At 64.7% G+C, this 18,510-nt stretch carries 17 protein-coding genes; 10 read left to right on the forward strand and 7 right to left on the reverse strand.

Going from position 1 to position 18,510, the window contains the following annotated elements:
• Positions 1-207 precede the first annotated feature (207 nt).
• From betI to betA, 3 genes are all read left to right on the forward strand, one after another.
• Positions 208-795: a transcriptional regulator BetI gene (gene betI, locus AWB68_RS35855; protein WP_087648993.1), complete on the forward strand. Its 588-nt coding sequence runs from the start codon at positions 208-210 to the stop codon at positions 793-795.
• Between the two features lie 62 nt (positions 796-857).
• On the forward strand, positions 858-2,327 hold the full coding sequence (betB, locus tag AWB68_RS35860) for a betaine-aldehyde dehydrogenase (protein WP_087648994.1): 1,470 nt from the start codon (positions 858-860) through the stop codon (positions 2,325-2,327).
• A gap of 13 nt (positions 2,328-2,340) precedes the next feature.
• A complete protein-coding gene (gene betA, locus AWB68_RS35865) occupies positions 2,341-4,026 on the forward strand; it encodes a choline dehydrogenase (protein ID WP_087648995.1) in 1,686 nt (561 codons plus the stop codon).
• Positions 4,027-4,059: 33 nt separating this feature from the next.
• Here betA and AWB68_RS35870 read toward each other — a convergent pair whose 3' ends face one another.
• Positions 4,060-5,262: a glycosyltransferase gene (locus tag AWB68_RS35870; protein ID WP_087649008.1), complete on the reverse strand. Its 1,203-nt coding sequence runs from the start codon at positions 5,260-5,262 to the stop codon at positions 4,060-4,062.
• Positions 5,263-5,779: 517 nt separating this feature from the next.
• Here AWB68_RS35870 and ispH point away from each other — a divergent pair.
• From ispH to AWB68_RS35885, 3 genes are all read left to right on the forward strand, one after another.
• On the forward strand, positions 5,780-6,742 hold the full coding sequence (gene ispH, locus AWB68_RS35875; RefSeq protein ID WP_087648996.1) for a 4-hydroxy-3-methylbut-2-enyl diphosphate reductase: 963 nt from the start codon (positions 5,780-5,782) through the stop codon (positions 6,740-6,742).
• 11 nt (positions 6,743-6,753) lie between these two features.
• Positions 6,754-7,917: an adenosyl-hopene transferase HpnH gene (hpnH, locus tag AWB68_RS35880; RefSeq protein WP_087648997.1), complete on the forward strand. Its 1,164-nt coding sequence runs from the start codon at positions 6,754-6,756 to the stop codon at positions 7,915-7,917.
• Between the two features lie 154 nt (positions 7,918-8,071).
• Complete coding sequence (locus AWB68_RS35885; protein ID WP_087648998.1) at positions 8,072-8,323, forward strand: hypothetical protein; 252 nt, start codon at positions 8,072-8,074, stop codon at positions 8,321-8,323.
• Between the two features lie 18 nt (positions 8,324-8,341).
• Here the strand turns inward: AWB68_RS35885 and AWB68_RS35890 are convergent, their stop codons facing one another.
• The 4 genes from AWB68_RS35890 to AWB68_RS35905 all read right to left on the reverse strand — a co-directional run bounded on the left by AWB68_RS35890 (position 8,342) and on the right by AWB68_RS35905 (position 11,481).
• Positions 8,342-8,737: a type II toxin-antitoxin system VapC family toxin gene (locus AWB68_RS35890; RefSeq protein ID WP_087648999.1), complete on the reverse strand. Its 396-nt coding sequence runs from the start codon at positions 8,735-8,737 to the stop codon at positions 8,342-8,344.
• Positions 8,734-8,976, reverse strand: a complete 243-nt coding sequence (locus AWB68_RS35895) for a type II toxin-antitoxin system Phd/YefM family antitoxin (protein WP_087649000.1) — start codon at positions 8,974-8,976, stop codon at positions 8,734-8,736. Before AWB68_RS35895 ends, AWB68_RS35890 begins: the two co-directional genes overlap by 4 nt.
• Positions 8,977-9,119: 143 nt before the next feature.
• Positions 9,120-9,314, reverse strand: a complete 195-nt coding sequence (locus AWB68_RS35900) for a YbdD/YjiX family protein (protein ID WP_087649001.1) — start codon at positions 9,312-9,314, stop codon at positions 9,120-9,122.
• A 76-nt stretch (positions 9,315-9,390) separates the two neighbouring features.
• Positions 9,391-11,481, reverse strand: coding sequence for a carbon starvation CstA family protein (locus tag AWB68_RS35905; protein ID WP_087649002.1), 2,091 nt, complete (start codon positions 11,479-11,481; stop codon positions 9,391-9,393).
• A gap of 187 nt (positions 11,482-11,668) precedes the next feature.
• Here AWB68_RS35905 and AWB68_RS35910 point away from each other — a divergent pair, with 187 nt between their 5' ends.
• Both AWB68_RS35910 and AWB68_RS35915 read left to right on the forward strand, forming a co-directional pair.
• On the forward strand, positions 11,669-13,090 hold the full coding sequence (locus tag AWB68_RS35910) for a cache domain-containing protein (RefSeq protein ID WP_087649009.1): 1,422 nt from the start codon (positions 11,669-11,671) through the stop codon (positions 13,088-13,090).
• Positions 13,080-13,718: a response regulator gene (locus tag AWB68_RS35915; protein ID WP_087649003.1), complete on the forward strand. Its 639-nt coding sequence runs from the start codon at positions 13,080-13,082 to the stop codon at positions 13,716-13,718. The genes AWB68_RS35910 and AWB68_RS35915 overlap by 11 nt, the downstream gene beginning before the upstream one ends.
• Before the next feature lie 15 nt (positions 13,719-13,733).
• On the opposite strand, the gene AWB68_RS35920 is transcribed toward AWB68_RS35915, so the two are convergent.
• Positions 13,734-14,351: an MlaC/ttg2D family ABC transporter substrate-binding protein gene (locus AWB68_RS35920; RefSeq protein ID WP_087649004.1), complete on the reverse strand. Its 618-nt coding sequence runs from the start codon at positions 14,349-14,351 to the stop codon at positions 13,734-13,736.
• A gap of 215 nt (positions 14,352-14,566) precedes the next feature.
• Between AWB68_RS35920 and hpnN the strand changes: the two genes are divergently transcribed.
• Complete coding sequence (hpnN, locus tag AWB68_RS35925) at positions 14,567-17,236, forward strand: hopanoid transporter HpnN (RefSeq protein WP_087649005.1); 2,670 nt, start codon at positions 14,567-14,569, stop codon at positions 17,234-17,236.
• Positions 17,233-18,195: an MlaA family lipoprotein gene (locus AWB68_RS35930; RefSeq protein WP_087649006.1), complete on the forward strand. Its 963-nt coding sequence runs from the start codon at positions 17,233-17,235 to the stop codon at positions 18,193-18,195. The genes hpnN and AWB68_RS35930 overlap by 4 nt, the downstream gene beginning before the upstream one ends.
• Positions 18,196-18,224: 29 nt before the next feature.
• On the opposite strand, the gene AWB68_RS49990 is transcribed toward AWB68_RS35930, so the two are convergent.
• A partial coding sequence (locus AWB68_RS49990; protein ID WP_235028683.1) for a hypothetical protein occupies positions 18,225-18,510 on the reverse strand: 286 nt, incomplete at its 5' end.

Below are 18,510 nucleotides of genomic sequence, written 5' to 3' on the forward strand. Positions count from 1 at the left end.
AGCTAATAAACCAAAAACAATACAAGTTCAATAGAAGCCCAAGCGCATCAAACGGCGTAAACACCAACCCACCACCGCCCCCAAGCGCGAGCGATCACCCGCCCCGCCCCCTTCTCCCCATTTTTATTGATTGACCGTTCAATATAAAACCCCTACGATGAACATCGACCAAGCGAAATCGCTGCGCTCAAACCTTACGACCACCCCATGCCCAAGCTCGGAATGCGCGAAATACGCCGCGCCCAGTTAATCGATGCCACGCTCCTGACCATCGACCAGGCCGGTCTCGGCGGCGCGACGCTGGCATCCGTGGCGCAGCGCGCGAGCATTTCGACGGGCATCGTCAGCCACTATTTCGGCGACAAGGACGGCCTGCTAGAAGCCACCATGCGCCATGTCCTGCGCGATCTCTGGAATGCAACCTCGCGTCGTCGCCGGGATGCGAAACCGGACCCGCGTTCCAAATTGCGCGCGGTGGTCGCGGCCAACTTCGATGCGGGACAGGTCAGCGGTCCCGTGATGAAGACGTGGCTCGCGTTCTGGTCGGAGAGCATGCACAAGCCGCAATTGCGCCGGCTTCAGTACGTGAACACGCGGCGTCTTTATTCAAACCTGTGCGCCGAGTTTTCGAAGGCGCTGCCGCGCGCCGCCGCACGGCGTGCCGCAAGCGGCCTCGCCGCGCTGATCGACGGCCTCTGGCTGCGCGGCGCGCTCGCCGGCGAACCGTTCGATACGAAAGCCGCCCTGCGCCTCGCCAACGATTACATCGACCTCGTGCTTGGTTCGCGTACCTGAACCACGTACCTGAAAAGCACCCCCTGAATCAACAGCCTGACTCTTCCAGCAAGGAGCACGCGATGCCCGCATTCGACCTGCAACGCCTCTACATCGGCGGCGCCCACGTGGACGCCACGAGCGGCGAGACCTTCGACACCCTCGATCCCGCGACCGGCGAAACGCTCGCGACGGTGCAGCAGGCATCGGCCGCCGACATCGATCGCGCCGTGCGCTCCGCCCGCGAAGGCCAGCGCGCGTGGGCCGCGATGACCGCGATGCAGCGCTCGCGCATCCTGCGCCGCGCGGTCGAGTTGCTGCGCGCGCGCAATGACGAACTCGCAGCGCTCGAAACACGCGATACCGGCAAGCCAATCGCCGAGACGAAGGCCGTCGATATCGTCACGGGCGCCGACGTGATCGAGTACTACGCGGGCCTCGCCACGGCAATCGAAGGCCAGCAGATTCCATTGCGGCCCGAATCGTTCGTCTACACGCGACGCGAGCCGCTCGGCGTTTGCGCGGGCATCGGCGCGTGGAACTATCCGATCCAGATCGCGTGCTGGAAGTCGGCGCCCGCGCTCGCGGCTGGCAACGCGATGATCTTCAAACCGAGCGAAGTCACGCCGCTCTCCGCGTTGAAGCTCGCGGAAATCTACACGGAAGCCGGCGTGCCCGACGGCGTGTTCAACGTCGTGCAGGGCGACGGACGCGTCGGCGCGATGCTGGCCGCGCATCCGGGCATCGCGAAGGTGTCGTTCACGGGCAGTGTCGAAACCGGCAAGAAGGTGATGTCGCTTGCGGGCGGGTCGTCGTTGAAGGAGGTGACGATGGAGCTGGGCGGCAAGTCGCCGCTCGTCGTCTTCGACGATGCCAATCTCGAACGCGCCGCCGACATCGCAATGAGCGCCAACTTCTTCAGCTCCGGCCAGGTGTGCACGAACGGCACGCGCGTATTCGTGCAGCGTTCGGTGCTCGCGCGATTCGAAGCGCTGGTGACCGAGCGCGTGAAGCGCATTCGCATCGGATCGCCGGTCGAGCCGACTACCAACTTTGGTCCGCTCGTCAGCGCGGCGCAATTGCACAAGGTGCTCGGCTACATCGAGAGCGGCAAGCGCGAAGGCGCGCGCCTCGTCGCGGGCGGCGCACGCATCACGGAAGGCCACTTCGCGCACGGCCAGTATGTCGCGCCCACCGTGTTCACCGATTGTCGCGACGACATGCGCATCGTGCGTGAGGAAATCTTCGGCCCGGTGATGAGCATCCTCGCCTTCGACGACGAAGACGAAGTGATCGCCCGCGCGAACGACACCGACTACGGACTCGCCGCCGGCGTCGTGACGGAGAACCTGTCGCGCGCGCATCGCGTGATCCATCGGCTCGAAGCCGGCATCTGCTGGATCAACACCTGGGGCGAATCGCCGGCGGAGATGCCCGTTGGCGGTTACAAGCAATCGGGCGTCGGTCGCGAGAACGGCATCACGACGCTCGAGCACTACACGCGCATCAAGTCCGTGCAGGTCGAACTCGGCCCCTATCAACCGGTGTTTTGAAGGAGTGTGTGCGATGAGCGCGAACGAATACGACTACATCATCGTGGGCGCGGGATCGGCGGGGAACGTGCTAGCGTCGCGTCTGACCGAGGACGCCGACGTCACCGTGCTCCTGCTCGAAGCCGGTGGCCCCGACTACCGCTTCGACTTCCGCACGCAGATGCCGGCCGCGCTGGCCTATCCGCTGCAAGGCCGCCGCTATAACTGGGCCTACGAAACCGAGCCCGAACCGCACATGAACAACCGCCGCATGGAATGCGGGCGCGGCAAGGGGCTGGGCGGGTCGTCGCTGATCAATGGCATGTGCTACATCCGCGGCAATGCGCTCGACTATGACGGCTGGGCCGAACGAAAAGGCCTTGAAAACTGGACGTATCTCGATTGCCTGCCGTATTTTCGCAAGGCCGAAACGCGCGACATCGGCGCGAATGCGTATCACGGCGGCGACGGCCCCGTTCATGTGACGACCAGCAAGCCCGGCAACAATCCGCTCTTCGCCGCGATGGTCGAGGCCGGCGTGCAGGCGGGCTATCCGCGCACGGAAGACCTCAACGGGTATCAGCAGGAAGGCTTCGGCCCGATGGATCGCACCGTGACGGCGAACGGCCGGCGCGCGAGCACGGCGCGCGGCTATCTCGATCGCGCGAAAGAGCGGCCGAACCTGACCATCGTCACGCACGCCGTGACCGATCGCGTGCTGTTCTCGGGCAAGCGCGCGATCGGCGTCGCGTACCTGCGGCATGGCGAGCGCGTGAGCGCGCATGTGCGCCGCGAAGTGCTGATGTGCAGCGGAGCGATCGCGTCGCCGCAATTGCTGCAGCGCTCGGGCGTCGGCCGCTCGACGTGGCTGCGCGAGTTCGACATTCCGCTCGTGCTCGACTTGCCGGGCGTAGGTGAGAACTTACAGGATCACCTCGAGATGTACATGCAGTACGAATGCAAGGAGCCGGTGTCGTTGTATCCGGCGCTGCAATGGTGGAACCAGCCGGCGATCGGGCTTGAATGGATGCTGAACGGCACCGGTATCGGCGCGAGCAACCAGTTCGAAGCAGGCGGCTTCATCCGCACGCGCGACGACGATCCGTGGCCCAACATCCAGTATCACTTCCTGCCTGTGGCGATCAACTACAACGGCTCGAATCCGATCAAGATGCACGGCTTCCAGGCGCACGTCGGGTCGATGCGTTCACCGAGCCGCGGCCGCGTGAAGCTGAAGTCCCGCGATCCGAACGCGCATCCGGGCATCCTGTTCAACTACATGTCGGATCCGCTCGACTGGCGCGAATTCCGCGACGGTATCCGCATCACGCGCGAGATCATGCGGCAGCCGGCGCTGGAGAAGTATCGCGGGCGTGAGTTGCATCCGGGTGCGGACCTCGTCACCGACGATCAGCTTGACGCGTTCGTTCGGTCGCGGGCGGAGACGGCTTTCCATCCGTCGTGTTCGTGCAAGATGGGGTACGACGAGATGGCGGTCGTCGATGGCGAGGGGCGCGTGCATGGAGTGGAGGCGCTGCGCGTCGTCGATGCGTCGATCATGCCGCAGATCACCACGGGTAACCTGAACGCGCCGACGATCATGCTGGCTGAAAAGATCGCCGACAGGATTCGTGGGCGTGGGGCGTTGGCTCGCGTGGATACGCCGTATTTCGTGGCCCGCGGGGCCAGGGCGAGGAAGAAGGAATTCGCGGTGGGGTGAGGGATTGCCGCTGGCGCCAGCGCCCGCTCCTCCTCAAGCGCCAGCATCCCTCTGCGCCTGCACCCGCGCCTTCCACTGCCCGCCTTTGCCGCGCCAGAACCGCACCGCCGACGCGATCGTCGCACCGACATAAAAAACCGCTACCAACGGCAACACTGGCGCCCACAATAACGAGCGTCGGTAGTACCGCAGCATCGGCGCATAAGCGATGCACATCATCGCCCACGCGGCGCACGCCGGCCACGCACGTCCGCCCAGCCAAAGCGCAAGCACCGGCGGAGCCACGTAGATCAACACCATCCCAACGACTGTCCCCAGCAGCAGCCACGGCGAATAACGCAGTTGCGTGAACGCCGTGCGCGCGATCATGTTCCAGATGTCGCGCCAGTCGTCGTAAGGCCGCAACGACTCGCTGCGCTCCGCGAGGTCGAGCCGGATCGGCCGTGCCTCGTCGCGCCCGTCGCGATGCTTGAGACGCGCGGCAAGACTGCAATCGTCGATCAGTTCGCCACGGATCGACTCCATCCCGCCCGCCTCTTCCAGCGCCGAACGCCGCACCAGCATGCAACCGCCAGCGGCGCCCGCCGTCGGCTTCTTCACGTCGCCCACCCATGAAAACGGATAGAGCTTCGCGAAAAAGAACACGAACGCGGGGATCAGCGCCTTTTCCCACAGCGAGTCGCAGCGCAGTCGCACCATCAGCGACACGAGATCCCGGTCCTCGAGGATCGCACGCGCGACAAGCTGCGTCGCGGCATCGGCGGGATGATGGATGTCGGCGTCGGTGAGCAGCAGGAAGTCGGCGGGAAGGCCAAGCGTCTCGATCGCCTCGATTCCCTGCGACTGCGCCCAGACCTTGCCCGACCAGCCGGCCGGCAGCGGTGCGGCACTGAGCACGATCAAACGGCTTTCGAGGCCGAGCGCGCGAGCGGCGCCCTGGGCGGCGTCGGCGGTGCCGTCGGTGCTGTGGTCGTCGACGACGATCACGCGGAACGATCCCGCATAGTCCTGCCTCAGCAGCGAGCCGACCGCGCGGCCGATCACGTCGGCTTCATTGCGCGCCGGCACCACGGCGACCAGCGCCGGCCACGCGCCGCGCCGCGCGATCTCGGCATTGCCGAGCGCGTGCAGCGTGGTCGCGGAAAGCGGCGCGGCGGGCTGCACGCGCCAGAAGCCGCCGCGCGCAAAGAGGAGCACGAGCCAGATGAGAAATGACAGCCAGGCGATCAGTAACATGAATGGATAAGCCTTCGATGAAACGCGATTGCGCGGGGGCACGGCGCAAGTGAATTCCTGGCGTGTCCAGCGGTTGCGACGGAACGCGACACCGTCGCAGCCGCTTGCGACCCAATGGATCACGCCCCGGCGCTGCGTGCCGTGCGTTGATGAACGACCGGCCACTCCGCCGGAACGCCGGACAGTTTACTGGGTTCTGCGATTTGCCGTAGTTCGCACATCCCGCGCCCATGGGAACGCATGGCAAGCGCGGGAAGGCGCACCCGCCGTGGATATTTTCCACCCTGAACAACCCTCGGACGGAAACCCCGGCGCCCCCGCATAACAAGCATCCAAAAAGCGAACGCGTTAGAATACGCGGTCAACTTCTACGCGAAGCTTGAAAGAATCGTTCCTTATTTACCGATCGTAACCGTGAGTCCGTCAATCGCCCTACAAATTGACAGGACGGACTCGAAGGGCTGACGCCTTGCGTCAGGTCCACTCGAAACCCGCGCCAGTCGGAGTTCGCCCGAATATGCGTATCATCCTTGCTCAACCCCGCGGCTTTTGTGCGGGCGTCGTCCGCGCGATCGAAATCGTCGATCGGGCGCTCGAACGAAACGGCGCACCCGTCTACGTGCGTCACGAGATCGTTCACAACCGGCACGTCGTCGATAACCTGCGAAGCAAAGGCGCGCGTTTCGTCGAGGAACTCGACGAAGTGCCGCACGGCGCGGTCGCGATCTTCAGCGCGCATGGCGTGGCGCGAACCGTCGAAGCGGACGCAGCGGCGCGCGGACTCGATGTGCTCGACGCCACCTGTCCGCTCGTGACGAAGGTCCACGTCCAGGGCCGCCAGTATGTCTCGCAGGGCCGCACGCTGATCCTGATCGGGCACGCGGGCCATCCGGAAGTCGAAGGCACGATCGGGCAAATTCCCGGCACGGTCGTGCTCGTGCAGAGCGAGGCCGAAGTCGCCACGCTCGATCTGCCCGTCGATACGCCCATCGCGTACGTCACGCAAACCACGCTGTCGGTCGACGACACGCGCGGCATCATCGATGCGCTGCAGCGCCGCTTCACCGATATCGTCGGCCCCGACACGCGCGACATCTGCTACGCGACGCAAAACCGCCAGGCCGCCGTGCGCGAGTTGAGCACGCAGGTGGACGTGCTGCTCGTCGTCGGCGCCACCAACAGTTCCAACTCGAATCGCCTGCGCGAGATCGGTGCCGAAAGCGGCGTGCCGAGCTTCCTCGTCGCGGACGGCTCGGAAGTGAAGCCGGAATGGTTTGCGAATGCGCAGACCGTCGGCATTACCGCGGGTGCCTCGGCGCCCGAGGAAATGGTCACTCATGTCATCGATGCCTTGCGCGCGCTCGGCCACGTCGAGGTCTCGACGATGGACGGCCGCGAAGAGAAGGTCGAATTCAAACTCCCCGCGAAGCTGACGCAACCGCTTGCCGCGGTCGCTGCAACGTCCGCGCGCGAAGAATAAGGAGCACACAATTGTCAATTCCAATGCTGCAAAAAGTCCGGGTTGGCGCGTACATCGCGCGCCAGCACTTCATGCGCAACAAGCGCTACCCGCTCGCGCTGATGCTCGAACCGCTGTTTCGCTGCAATCTCGCCTGCAACGGCTGCGGCAAGATCGACTATCCGGACCCGATCCTGAACCAGCGCCTGTCGCTGGAAGAATGCCTCGGCGCCGTCGATGAATGCGGCGCGCCGGTCGTCTCGATCGCCGGCGGCGAGCCTTTGCTGCACAAGGAAATGCCGCAGGTCGTGAAGGGCATCATCGCGCGCAAGAAGTTCGTGTATCTCTGCACGAACGCGCTCTTGATGGAAAAGAAGATGGACGACTACGAGCCGAGCCCATACTTCGTGTGGTCCGTCCACCTCGACGGCGACCAGCAGGCGCACGACCATTCGGTCTCGCAAGAAGGCGTCTACGACAAGGCCGTCAAGGCGATCAAGGAAGCGAAGCGCCGCGGTTTCCGCGTGAACATCAACTGCACGCTCTTCAACGACGCCGATCCGGCGCGCGTTGCCGCGTTCTTCGATACGCTCGGGCCGATGGGCGTCGACGGCATCACGGTGTCGCCGGGTTATGCGTACGAGCGCGCGCCGGACCAGCAACACTTCCTGAACCGCGACAAGACCAAAACCCTTTTCCGCGAAATCTTCAAGCGCGGCAACAACGGCAAGAACTGGTCGTTCAGCCAGTCGGCGATGTTCCTCGACTTCCTCGCGGGCAACCAAACGTACCAGTGCACGCCGTGGGGCAATCCGGCGCGTACCGTGTTCGGCTGGCAGCGTCCGTGCTACCTGCTCGGCGAAGGTTATGCGAAGACCTTCAAGGAACTGATGGAGACCACCGAGTGGGAAAAGTACGGCACGGGCAACTATGAGAAGTGCGCGGACTGCATGGTGCACAGCGGCTTCGAAGCGACGGCCGTGATGGATACGGTGGCGCATCCGCTGAAGGCGCTGGGCGTGTCGCTGCGCGGCCCGCGCACGGAAGGCGCCTACGCGAAGGACCTGCCGATCGACAAGCAGCGTCCGGCGGAATACGTGTTCTCGAAGCACGTCGAGATCAAGCTGGAAGAGATCGGCCGCGCGAAGAGCAACAAGGGCAACAAGGGCGCGAAGCAGGCGGCCGCGGCGCACTGAGCGGCGCTCCTGCGGCGGGTGGCGGGCAGGTGATGTCGCTCATCGGGGCGATTCATCTGCCCGTTTGTTTTGGTGCTTTTTGTCGACGCGCGCGAGCGGCTCGCGTCGACGATGTACGATTTGCGGCTCTTCGAAAGTACGCGCGGGAAGTCTCATGGCTCAATTCAACATACTGATCAATCTCGGCAAAGCCGATCTCGACGATTACTCGCTGCTCGGGAAGACCCTGCGAAAGCTCGGCTTCAGCGAGACCCGGGCGGCACAGGTCGGCGGCGATTTCCGGCTGCTGCCGGCGAGTTATCGGTATTCGAGCGATGTGGAAGACATGACGGCCGTCCGGGACAAGGCGCTGAGGTCCGCGAAGAGCGTTTCGGCGAAGGCGGTGGTGCTGGTGTCGGAGATTTGAGGGACCGCCGCGCTTTCACTACCAGATGGTTTTGACATGCGCGTAATCGCGAATCTTCTGATCCTTGGTGATCAGAGGCGCGGCGAGCGCCCGAGCGGTCGCGACGATCATTCGGTCAGCAGGATCCTTGTGAAATTCGCCGGGAAGTTCGACGGCCTTCAGCGCGATTTCGTTGTCGACAGGAACGAATCGTAGCGCCTCGATTTCGTTGACCGTTGCGAGCCAGCTGTTCACGTCTGTCGAAATACTCAACCTTTCCCGCTTAACGAGCAGCGATATCTCCCACGCGCTGATCGACGAAACGATCAATTCGCCCTCGCTGCGTTCTCGTTCGATCGCGGCCTTTGCCTTCTTGCTGAGCTGAACCTCTCCGCTCACCCACCACAGCAGTACGTGCGTATCCAGAACAATCACTGACCCGCCTCCCAGTCGTCTTCTCCAACGGGTTCCATTGGATCGTCGTAGCGCAGCAAGGAGCCCTTCAGCACATCCAGCGGATCGCGCTTCGCTTCCTGTTGATACGGCCGCACTTCCAGCGTCGGCTTTCCATGGTCGGTCACGATCAGGCTCTCCCCCGACGACTCCACCAACCGGAAATACTCAAGCGCCCTCGCCTTGAATTCCGATTTGGAAACCTGCTTGTTCGGCATTATACGCCCCTGGTCATATGTCCATGGTCATTTTATCGCTCGGCCAAATGGCTGTCACGCAATTTTGAGACCGCAACAAAAAAGCGCGACAGCTTTCGCCATCGCGCTTTTTCGCGCCTTCAGCCAGCGGGTACTGCTGATTCAAATCAACAGCATCCCCCCACCTTCGACCGATACCGCGCTTCCTGCCTCTCGCGGAAAAATTCCTCATACGTCATCACGGGCCGGTCCGGGTGCGTTGCCTGCATGTGCGACACGTAGTTATCGTAGTCGGGCAAGCCGACCATCAGGCGCATCGCCTGCCCCAGATACCGCCCTGCTTGCCGAAGATCGGTGAACATCCTGTTCTCCAAAGTAACCGCGCAGGTCGCGCGGCGGAGCAGAGCACAGCCCTGCCGCCGGGTGTCCCGCTGACAATCAATGCCCCGAGCGGATCGCCGCGCCCGTCGGCGAGCCGGCGGGCATCGCTTCGAACGGCGTCTCGCGCACGGTCGGCCGGGTTTCGCGGTGAGCGCGACGCACGGCAAGTACACCATACACCACGATACTCACCACGACGAAGATGAAAAGCCCCGACAGCGCCGCATCGATATAGTCGTTGAAAATGATCCGGCTCATTTCCTCCACCGACTTCGCGGGTGCCACGATCTTGCCCGCGTCGCGCGCCTCGACGAGTTTCGACGCATGCGCGAGGAAGCCCACCTTCGGATTGGCGTCGAAAATCTTTTGCCAGCCGGCGGTCATCGTGCAGATCAGGAGCCAAATGGTCGGGAGGATCGTCACCCACGCGTAGCGCTCGCGCTTCATCTTGAACAGCACGACCGTGCCGAGCATCAGCGCGATACCCGCGAGCATCTGGTTCGAGATGCCGAAGAGCGGCCACAGCGTGTTGATGCCGCCGAGCGGATCGACCACGCCCTGATACAGGAAATATCCCCACGCGGCGACGCACAGCGCCGTCGCGATCAGGTTGGCCGGCAGCGATTCCGTGCGGCGCAGCGCCGGGCTGAACGTGCCGAGCAAATCCTGCAGCATGAAGCGGCCGGCGCGCGTACCGGCGTCGACTGCGGTCAGGATGAAGAGCGCCTCGAACAGGATGGCGAAGTGATACCAGAAGCCCATCATCGCCGGGCCGCCGATCACCTGGTGGAGAATCTGCGCCATGCCGACGGCCAGCGTCGGCGCACCGCCCGCACGCGCGACGATCGTCGACTCGCCGACGGCCTTCGCCGTCGAGGTCAGCATGTCGGGCGTGAGCAGGAAGCCCCAGCTCGATACCGTCTGCGCCACCGCTTCCGGCGTCGTGCCGAGCACGGCGGCCGGGCTGTTCATCGCGAAGTACACGCCCGGCTCGATCACCGAAGCAGCAATCAGCGCCATCATCGCGACGAACGATTCCATCAGCATCGCGCCGTAGCCGATGAAGCGCATGTTGGCTTCATTGTCGATCAGCTTGGGCGTCGTGCCCGACGAGATCAGCGCGTGGAAGCCGGACACCGCGCCGCACGCAATCGTGATGAACAGGAACGGGAACAGGCTGCCGGACCACACCGGGCCGCTGCCGTCGATGAACTTCGTGAACTGCGGCATCTTCAGTTCGGGCGCGACGATCAGGATGCCGATCGCGAGGCCGAGGATCGTGCCGATCTTGAGGAACGTCGACAGGTAGTCGCGCGGCGCGAGCAGCAGCCACACCGGCAGTACCGACGCAATGAAGCCGTAGCCGATCAAAATCCACGTGAGCTGCGTGCCGGTGAACGTGAAGAACGGCGCGAGCGTCGCGGATTCGGCGACGTGCTGGCCGTACACGATCGCGCCCATCAGGCCAAAGAAGCCGATGATCGACACCTCGCCGATCCGGCCCGGCCGGATATAGCGCGTATAGATGCCCATGAAGATCGCGACCGGAATGGTCGCGCCGACGGTGAACGTGCCCCACGGCGAGCCGGTCAGCGCCTTCACGACGATCAGCGCGAGCACCGCGAGAATGATCACCATGATGAGGAAGGTGCCGAACAGCGCGATCACGCCGGGCACCATGCCGAGCTCCATCTTGACGAGGTCGCCGAGCGAGCGGCCGTCGCGACGCGTCGAGATGAACAGGATGACGAAGTCCTGCACGGCGCCCGCGAACACCACGCCGGCGAGAATCCACAACATGCCCGGCGCGTAGCCCATCTGCGCGGCAAGCACCGGACCGACGAGCGGACCCGCGCCCGCGATCGCGGCGAAGTGGTGGCCGAACAGCACGTACTTGTTGGTCGGGACGTAGTCGAGGCCGTCGTTGTGACGCACGGCCGGCGTCATGCGCAGGCCGTCGAGTTGCAGCACCTTGCCCGCGAGGAAGCGCGAATAGAAGCGGTAGGCGATCAGATAAACGCAGACCGAAGCGATCACGACCCAGAGTGCGCTGATGCGCTCTCCATGCGCTAATGCGATGGTGCCGAATGCGAACGCGCCCAATAGCGCGACCGCGATCCAGACCAGGAATCCGGAAGCCCGATTCATGGCGTCTCCTGTTTTTTAGTTTGAGATACCCGCCGAGTCTGATTGACAGAACGGGCGCATTGCGCCGAGAGGCGCTATGGGCGTGTAGTATTCGCCTTCCCCGCAGCCCTTACAAGCGGACAACTACGTATTCTGGCTACGTAGAATTACGTAGAACATCGCGCTGGTGCTCGTCGTGAAGCTCGTCATGAATCTCAAAGCGAAGGTCTTTCTGCTGGCGATCGTTCCGTTCGCGCTCGCGATCGGCGGCATCGAGTATGGCGTGCGCCAGCAGGCGACGACGCTCGCCGCATCGCAGCATGCGACGATGCAGGCCGCCTACATGTCGAGCAAGGAAATCGAGCTTCGGCATTACGTCCAGGTGGCGCAGAGCGCGATCACGCCTTACTACGACGTGCCCCCCGGCACGCCGCGCGAGGAAGCGCAACGCCAGAAGCAGGCGCTCGACGCGCTGCAGCGCCTGGAGTTCGGCGCCGACGGCTACTTTTTCGTCTACACGATGCACGGCACGTCGCTGATGCATCCGCGCCAGCCCGATCTCGTCGGCCGCGACCTGTGGGAAATGCGCGATCCGGCCGGCGCGCTCACCATCCAGAAGCTCATCGGCGAAGCGTCGCGCGGCGGCGGTTACGTGCGCTATGTGTGGCGGCGCCCGTCGACGGGCAAGCTCGCGCCGAAGCTCGGCTATGTCGTGCCGCTGCCGCGCTGGGGCTGGATGATCGGCACTGGCATTTATCTGGAGGATGTCGAGACGACGCTCGCGCGCATCGACGAGCAAGCGGCCGCGAACATCGAACGCACGGTGATGTGGATCGGCGGCATCGCGCTCGCGGCGCTCGCCGTGATCGCGGTGTGCACGGCCGTGCTCAACATCAGCGAGCATCGCAGCGCCGACGCCAAGCTGAAGCACTTGGCGCGGCAAGTCGTCGATTCGCAGGAACAGGAGCGCGCGCGCCTTTCGCGGGAACTGCACGACGGCATCAGCCAGATGCTGGTCTCGGTGAAGTTGCTGCTGGAATCCGCGCTGGCCCGCTTCGAGCGCGGCGAGACGCGCGTGCCGGCTGCCGAAGCGGCGCTCGCCACCGGCCTCGGCCGACTGAGCGGCACGCTGCGCGAAGTGCGACGCATCTCGCACGCGCTGCGCCCCGCGATGCTCGACGACCTCGGCCTCGCCGCCGCGCTCGAACAACTCGCCCGCGAACTGAGCGACCAGGGCGCGCTCGACGTGCGCTTCGAATCCGTGTCCAAGTTGCCGCCCGCGAGGCGCCCCGCGTTGCCCGATCCGGTCAACACGGTGCTCTTTCGCATCGCGCAGGAAGCGCTCACCAACATCGTCCGGCATTCGAAGGCGACGCGCGCCATCCTCACGCTCGACATCGCGCCCGATGCCGTGTCGCTCACGATCGCGGACAATGGCCAGGGCTTCGACGTCGACGCGGCGCTCGCCGATCCGAAGAGCGGCGTCGGCTTGCGCAACATGCGCGAGCGGCTCGACGCGCTCGGCGCCACCTTCGCGGTCGCGTCGCAAGTCGGACGCACGGTGATCGCCGCCACGGTGCCGCTGCCGCTCGCCGTACCCACCCTGCAAGGATTGACCGATGACATCTAGACCCGCGCGCCTCGTCCTGATCGACGATCATCCGCTCGTGCGCGATGGCCTGCGCGCCCGGCTGGAGGCCGCGCCGCACCTCTCCGTGATCGGCGAGGCGGGCAACGCGGCCGAAGCGCTCGCGCTCGCCGCCGACGAAGCCAACCCGCCCGATCTCGCGCTGATGGACGTCGGCATGGCGGGGATGAGCGGAATCGAACTGGCCGCGCTCTTTCACGAGCGGTTTCCGGGGATTCGCGTGCTGATGCTGTCGATGCACGACAACGTCGAATATGTGGCGCAGGCCGTGCGCGCGGGCGCGAGCGGCTATGTGCTGAAGGATTCGCCGGCCACCGAGATCATCCACGCGATCGACGCCGTGCTCGCCGGCAAGACGTTTTTCAGCGCGGGGCTCGCGATGCGCATGATCCAGGCGCGGTCGATGCAGACGCCGCTGGAGCGCCTGACGCCGCGCGAACGCGACATCCTCGATGCGCTGGCCGAGGGGCTGTCGAGCAAGCAGATCGCGCAGCAGCACGGCTTGTCGGTGCGCACGGTGGAAACGCACCGGCTGAACCTGAAGCGCAAACTCGATATCGACGGACAGGCCGAACTGATCAAGTACGCGGTGGAGCACCGCCGCACCTGAGCGCCGCCGCCTCGATCATTCCGCCGTGCGCGCGTTGTGGTCGGTCAGGAACTTGATCAGCCCGTCCACGCCGCCTTTCGACAACTGGCCCGCGAACTGCTGCTGGTAGACCTGGATGAGCCACGCGCCCATCATGTCGATGTCGTAGATTTTCCAGCCCTGAGGCGTCTTTTCGAGGCGATAGCGCACCGGATTGTCGCCGCCGGTCGAAATGACGTGCGATTCGACGACGGTGTCTTTCGCGTTGGCGTCGAGCTTCGGGGCGTCGAACACGAACTTCACGTCCTGATCGCGAAGTTGCGACAGCGACGACGCGTAGGTCCGCACGAGCAGGACCTGGAACTGGTCGTAGAGCTGCTTTTGCTGTTCGGGCGTGGCCGTGCTCCACGCCTTGCCGACGGCGATGCGCGTCGTGCGCTGGAAGTCCGTGTTGGGCACGAAGCGCGTTTCGACGAGTTGGGTGATCTTCGCCATGTCGCCGCCGCGGGCCTGCGGGTCGGCTTTCATCGCGGCGACGGTGCCTTCGACGGCGCTTTTCACGACCGCATCGGGGCTCGCCTGCGCATGAGCGTTGCCAGAAAGAAACAGCGCACCGGCAAGAAAAGTGAGACAAACAGACAGATAGCGTTTCATGGAACCCGTTCTCTATATGGAAAGTTGATCGCGCGGGCGTAATGACTGTTCGGCGCGGCGGCAAGCCAGTATATCGACTCGCCAACGCGTTGACAGTTCAAGGGAGCGCTGCGGTCGCGCCCCGGTATACTTGCGCGATTCCCGCCGGTGTTTTTCGCTGGTTCGTCCATTACAGCACGCATTCAAAACAAAGGACCTCGACGGTACCCGTCCTCATGCTGACGTCCAACCTCACCCGCCTCGTTACCATCGCCATTCGCCGTCCGGTGTGGATCATCGTCGTCTCGCTGCTGCTCGCCGTGCTGAGCGCGGTCTACGTCGTCCATCACTTCAGGATCAGCACCGACGTCAGCCAGTTGATCGAGACGGAACCGGAGTGGGCCGCGCGCAGCCGCGCAATCGACGAAGCGTTTCCGCAGCGCGGTTCGACGCTGCTCGTCGTGGTCGAGGCGCAAGCGCCCGAATTCGCCGATGCCGCCGCCAGCGAACTCGCCGCCGCGCTCAGCAAGCATCCCGACCGGTTCAAATCGGTGTCGCAGCCTGAAGGCGGCGACTTCTTCGAGCATAACGGCCTGCTCTACCTGTCCACCGAAAAGGTCGGGCAAACCACCCAGCAACTCGCACAGGCGCGCCCGCTGATCAACGCGCTGGCGCACGATCCGACGCTCACCGGCCTCGCGCAGACGCTCAACACGAGCCTGAACCTGCCGCTGCAACTCGGGCAGGTGACTCTTGGACAAATGTCGACGCTCCTGAACGAGAGCGCGACCGTGCTCGACCGCGTGCTGGCGAACCAGCCGGCCGCGTTTTCGTGGCGCAATCTCGCCGGCTCGTCCGGTTCGACGCCTTCGAACCAGCCCGCGCGCGCGTTCGTCACGGTGCTCCCGGTGCTCGATTTCAACGCGCTCGAAGCCGGCGCGGGCGCGTCCGACGCGATCCGCGCCACCGCCGACGAACTCGGCCTCGCGCAGAAATACGGCGCCACGGTCCGCCTGACCGGCGCGCAGCCGCTCGCCGACGAGGAATTCGCGTCGGTGAAGGACGGCGCCGAGCTGAACGGCATCGCCACCTTCCTCGTCGTGCTCGTGATCCTGTGGCTCGCGCTGCGCTCGGGGAAGATGATCGTCGCGGTGTTCGTCACGGTCTTCGTCGGGCTCGCGATCACGGCCGCGCTCGGCCTGATGATGGTCCATGCGCTCAACATGATCTCGGTCGCGTTCATGGTGCTGTTCGTCGGGCTCGGCGTCGACTTCGGCATTCAGTTCGGCGTGCGCTATCGCGAGGAACGCTACCGGCACCGGCGCCTCGACGTCGCGCTCGCCGAGACCGCGCGGCATGTCGCCGTGCCGCTCACGCTCGCCGCCGCCGCGACCGCCGCGAGCTTCTTCTCATTCCTGCCGACCGCCTATCGCGGCGTGTCGGAACTGGGGCTGATCGCGGGCGTCGGCATGATCGTCGCGTTTGTGACCAACATGACGCTGCTTCCGGCGCTGCTCAAGGTGTTCGCGCCCCCGGGCGAAGCGAGTTCGCCCGGCTTCCCGGCGCTCGCACCCGTCGACGAATTCCTCGACCGCAACCGCAAGCCCGTGCTGATCGGCACGCTGATCGTCGTGATCGGCGCGCTGCCGCTGTTGCTGAACCTGCGTTTCGACTTCAATCCGCTGCACCTGAAGGACCCGCACACGGAGTCGATGGCGACGCTCATCGCACTGAAGGACGCGCCCGAAGCGGCCGTCAACGATGTCGCCGTGCTCGCGCCGTCGCTCGCGGACGCCGAGCGCATCGGCGAGCGTCTTGCCAGGCTGCCCGAAGTGGGACGCGTGACGACGCTCGCAAGCCTGATCCCCGCCGACCAGCCGAAGAAGCTCGAACTGATCGGCGCGGCCGCCGCGCAATTGCTGCCGGCGCTCAACCAGCCGGTGGCGGCGCCGGTCACGGACGCGGTGCGGGTCGCGGCGTTGAAGCGCCTGTCGAACCAGCTCGCGCTCGCCGCCGACGAGCATCCGGGCCCCGGCGACGCCGAGGCCAGACACCTCTCGCAGACGCTCGCGAAGCTCGCGCGTGCCGACGACGCCACGCGCGAGCGCGCCGAGCACGCGATGGCCGAGCCGCTGCGCCTCGCGCTCGCGCAATTGCGCGCGCTGTTGCAGCCGACCGAAATCACGCGCTCGACGCTGCCGCAGTCGATGGTCGACGGCTGGGTGACGCCGGACGGCCACGCGCTCGTCGACGTGTCGCCGAAAGTGCCGCCGGGCGTCGACCAGAACGACGACCGCCTGCTCGGCCGTTTCGCCGATGCCGTCCAGAAAGCCGAGCCGGACGCGATCGGCGGCCCGATCTCCATCCGCCATTCGGCCGAGACGATCATCAAGGCGTTCCAGCAGGCCGCCGTGTTGTCGCTGCTGGCGATCGCCGTGCTGCTGTGGATTGCGCTGCGCCGTCTCGGCGACGTTTTCAGAACTTTGATACCGTTGCTCGTTTCCGCGATCGTCACGCTGGAGTTGTGCGTCGTCTTTGACATGCCGCTCAACTTCGCGAACATCATCGCGTTGCCGCTGATGCTCGGCGTGGGCGTCGCGTTCAAGATTTATTTCGTGATGGCGTGGCGCTCCGGCCAGACGCGGCTTTTGCAGTCGAGCCTCACGCACGCCGTGATGTTCAGCGCGGCGACGACGGCCACCGCGTTCGGCAGCTTGTGGTTTTCGCATCATCCGGGAACCTCGAGCATGGGACGGCTGCTCGCGCTGTCGCTCCTGTGCACGCTGATCGGCGCGGTGGTGTTCCAGCCCGTGCTGATGGGCAAGCCGCGCAAGGTAAGAAGAGCCGAGCGCGCGCGGATGCGGGCGGCGCAACGACACGACAACCTAAGAGGAATTGAAGAATGAGAAGGGTTTTGGCCGCCAGGACTGTCCGGACGCTCGGGGTGAGCATCGCCATGACAGCCGTGCTGGCGAGTGCCGGTTGCGCGACCGGGCCGGACCGCCACCCGGGCGATCCGCTCGAACCGATGAACCGCGTGATCTTCAATTTCAACGACGGCATCGACAAATACGTCGCCCGTCCGGTCGCGCAGTTCTACGTGAACTGGACGCCGAGCCCGTTTCGCACCGCCGTCAGCAACTTCTTTTCGAATCTCGGCGACGTCGGCAACTTCGCGAACAACCTGCTGCAATTGAAGATCACCGACGCCACGGAGGATTTCGTGCGCTTCGCGTTCAATTCGACGTTCGGGCTGGGCGGACTGATTGATATCGCGTCGCAGACCGGGCTGCCGAAGCATCACCAGGATTTCGGGCTGACGCTCGGACATTACGGCGTGCCGTCGGGGCCGTATCTGGTGCTGCCGGTGTTCGGGCCGAGTTCCTTCCGCGATGCGACGAACTGGCTGGTCGCGTATCGGCTGGACCCGGTGAGCTATACCGAGCCGGCGATACGCAACGTCCTGTTCGGCGTGAACTTCATCAGCGCGCGGGCCGACCTGCTCGGCGCGACCGATATTCTGTCGCAGGCGGCGCTCGACAAATACGCGTTCGTCCGCGATGCGTACACGCAGCGCCGGCAGTACCTGCTGACGGGCGGCGGCAGTTCGACGCTACCTGATTACGGCGACGATACCGGCGCGGCGGCGCCCGAGGGCGCGAGTGCGGCGCAGCCGGGGGCGACGGGTGGCGGGAGCAAGGAGCAGGGACTGCCGAGTTATGAGGATCCGGGCGCGGCGCCGGCGGCGGGGGCTTCGGCGCCTGCGGCCGTACCTGCGCCGGGCAAGGCGCCTGCGCCAAGTTCCGGCAGCGGCGCGGGGTTGCCGCAGTACGAAGATCCGGGTGCGGCTCCGGCGGCGAAGTAGGCCGTTGAGCTGGCGGCCCGATCCCGCCTTTATTCGTTCGTCGTCCGGCTGTGAACACTGAGGTGAGCGAGCCGCTGGCGCTTGGGTTTGGGTTTGGGTTTGGGTTTGGGTTTGGGTTTGGGTTTGGGTTTGGGTTTGGGTTTGGGTTTGGGTTTGGGTTTGGGTTTGGGTTTGGGTTTGGGGTGGTGTTGTTGTTTACACCGTTTGATGCGCTTGGGCTTCTGTGGAACTTGTTTTTTTAGTGGTTTATTTGCTCTGCCCCTGTCCGGGGCGGGACTCACTTTCTTTGCTGCTGCAAAGAAAGTAAGCAAAGAA

This window comes from Caballeronia choica (assembly GCF_001544535.1).
In the GTDB taxonomy this organism is placed as follows: domain Bacteria; phylum Pseudomonadota; class Gammaproteobacteria; order Burkholderiales; family Burkholderiaceae; genus Caballeronia; species Caballeronia choica.